General features: G+C 71.8%; 2 protein-coding genes. One reads left to right on the top strand and one right to left on the bottom strand.

What is annotated here, in order from left to right:
• Positions 1 to 57: 57 nt before the first annotated feature.
• Positions 58 to 1,719, bottom strand: a complete 1,662-nt coding sequence (locus DD1DGNOD_RS04395) for a carboxyl transferase domain-containing protein (RefSeq protein WP_241255458.1) — start codon at positions 1,717 to 1,719, stop codon at positions 58 to 60.
• A gap of 284 nt (positions 1,720 to 2,003) precedes the next feature.
• Between DD1DGNOD_RS04395 and arfB the strand changes: the two genes are divergently transcribed.
• A partial coding sequence (gene arfB, locus DD1DGNOD_RS04390) for an alternative ribosome rescue aminoacyl-tRNA hydrolase ArfB (protein WP_241255457.1) occupies positions 2,004 to 2,422 on the top strand: 419 nt, incomplete at its 3' end.

The raw sequence follows: 2,422 nt of genomic DNA, 5'->3' as shown, positions 1-2,422 counted from the left end.
GCGGCACGGCGGCACGGCGGCACGGCGGCACGGCGGCACGGCGGCACGGGGAAGCTACTACGGCGACAGACGGTGGTAGCGGTCGCGTCGGGCCGCAAGCCTCGTCGCCGGGTCCAGCCCCACGGCGGCCCGCAGGCACCCGGCGGCGGCTTCGGCCAGACCGGCCATCCGCCCGCAGGCGCCCGACGATGTCGCCGTCCCCGGGCCGCTGCTCGGACCGCCGTCCGGGCCGGGGACGACCAGATCGACCGCGCCCAGCCGCTGCAGGTCATGGGCGGTGATCTGCAGGCCGCGGGCCATGCCGGCGGTGTGGCCGACATCCCGATGCATGATCACCGAAGCGCCCTCGGGCGGCAGCGGAGCGAGCCAGGCGTCCTCGGCGGCGACGACCGTGTCCGCCGGCAGCAGGGCGAGCGCCGCGCCGCCCGCACCCTGCCCGAGCAGTACGCTCACCGTGGGTACCGGCGTCGTCAACAATGTTGCCAGACAACGCGCGATCGCCGTGGCGATCCCGCGGCGTTCGGCCGCCTCCGACAGCTCCGCTCCCGGGGTGTCTATGACGGTGAGCACCGGCAACCGCAGGTCCGCGGCCCGTCGCACCGCGTCCCGAGCCGCGTCAAGGTCGTCCACGCCGATGCGCCGATGCCACTGGGCCAACCTGTCCTGCCCGATGACAACACATGGTGTCCCCCGCAGCAGGGCGAGCGCGGTGACGATCGGTGTACCGGGAGTGTCCGCAACCTGGCTGCCACCCCGACCCAGCTCGGACGCGCCGAGCAGCGTGACGTCGCTGGCCGCGGCCGCCAGGAACTCGCGCAGGCCGGGACGGTCGGGCGCGCGGGTGGCCAGCACCGACATCCACGGATCCCGCCCGCTCCCGGACGGCTGGGAGCCGGACAGTTCGATCCCGGACGGCCCGACTCCGGACAGCCTGGTCCCGGCCAGTTCGGGGCCGGACAGTTCCGTCCCGGACGGCTCGGCTCCAGACGTCTCCAGGAGGGCCGGCGGATCCGCTTCGCCGTCGCGCCCCGCGGGGGCAACCGCGGTCCCAACCGCTACGACGTTGAGCACCCGCTGGACGCTTTCCCGCAGGTCATCGGGGGTGACGACGGCGTCCACGAGGCCGGCCCGGCGCAGGGTCTCGGGGCTCTGCGCATCCTGTCCGAGCGTCGTGCCGGTGAGCGCCTCGACGACCCGGGGCCCAAGGAAACCGACCAGCGCCTCGGGCTCGGCGAACGTGACGTGCCCGAGGGAGGCCCAGGAGGCGAGCACTCCCCCGGTCGTCGGATGGCGCAGGTAGACGAGGTAGGGCAGACCGGCCGCCCGGTGCTCGGCGATGGCACTGCTGATCGTCAGCATCTGGAGGAACGCGGGGGTTCCCTCGTGGATCCGGGTACCGCCGCTGGCGGGCAGCGCCAGCAGTGCCTGCCGCTGCGCGGTGGCCCGTTCGATCGCGGCGGTGGCCCGACGTGCCGCGGCCATCCCCACGCTGCCGCCGAGAAAGCCGTATTCGCTGGCCACGACCACGACCCGGTGACCGCCAACATGGCCCTCACCGGTGCGGACCGACTCGTCCGCACCGCTGCATTCGGCGGCCCGCGCCAGGTCCCGACCGTAGGCGGCGCTCAGTACTGGCTGCTCGGGGGCGCAATCCCAGCACCTCCACGTACCGGCGTCGAGGAGTCCGTCAAGAAGATCGTCAAGGTGTGGGCGCTTCACAATGGACGCTTCACAGTGGACGCGGGTCCTCCTTTGGTAATCACGCCGGAACCCTCCCGCCCTGCCGTTTTCGAGCGTAACGCGGGACACTATGGCGCGCGATCGTTGAGAAATCAGCAGCTGACAGTCGGTCATACCCTCATCAGCCGCAACAGTTGCGGCCCGGACCGACCCAGATACAAAGATCGCATGGATGAGCCGGCGACCGGGTCGGGTATCCGGACCGTGGTTATGATCACGATGCTGCCGGAATCGCGATCACCGGGATCGGTCACCATGGGAGAATGGCCTTCCCACCCATGCAGGTACGCCCCGGATTCGTTCTGCGCGAATCCGACCTGACCTGGAGGTTCTCCCGGTCGAGCGGACCCGGCGGGCAGGGGGTGAACACCTCCGACAGCAGGGTCGAGGTGTCCTTCGACGTCCGCCGCTCGCCGTCCCTACCCGAGCCGCTGCGCGGGCGGGCGCTCGGACGGCTGGAAGGCCGGCTGGTCGACGGCATCCTCACCGTCACGGCCAGCGAACACCGGTCGCAGCTTCGCAACCGGGAGGCCGCCGTGGCCAGGCTGATCACAACTCTGCGCAGGGCAAGCAGTCCCCCGCCGCCCGTGCGGCGCCCCACCCGTCCGTCAGCAAGCGCCGTCCAACGGCGCATCGCAGGAAAGAAGCACCGAGCTCAGATCAAGCGTCAACGCCGAGCCGA

This window comes from Candidatus Protofrankia californiensis (assembly GCF_900634765.1).
Taxonomy (GTDB): domain Bacteria; phylum Actinomycetota; class Actinomycetes; order Frankiales; family Frankiaceae; genus Protofrankia; species Protofrankia californiensis.
The sequence above is the reverse complement of the archived record's forward strand: the minus strand, read 5'-3'. Positions and strand labels throughout refer to the sequence as shown.